We start from the raw sequence: 411 nt of genomic DNA, 5'->3' as shown, positions 1-411 counted from the left end.
GAGGGGGGATATGAAATTAGTGTGTTTTAAATTGATCGAGGAAAACAAATAAAAGGGGAGAGTTAATCATGAAAAAATATTTTGCACTATTATTAACGGGGGATTAGCAGAAACTTCCTGAGGAAGATTGGGAACACCTGGGCAAGGGAATGACAGTTGGCCTATGCACTGAGGGAATACATACCATGACTTTTACAGGTACTTTTCCTAGGTATGTACTATGTAAATGGAAATGACTTTTTTGACTGGTTTAATATATTGGAGACAATGATTAAAATTGTTTTCTGGAGATTTAAACAAAGACTCTTTCCCTCTTGATTTTAAATTCAACCCTTGATTATTTAAGTCATACTGGGATCAATCAAGGGGTGATAAGTAAAAGAAAAATTCTATAAATTGATTGAGGATATA

Source organism: Neobacillus drentensis (assembly GCF_036965645.1).
In the GTDB taxonomy this organism is placed as follows: domain Bacteria; phylum Bacillota; class Bacilli; order Bacillales; family Cytobacillaceae; genus Neobacillus; species Neobacillus drentensis_D.
This window is presented reverse-complemented; position numbering follows the sequence as displayed.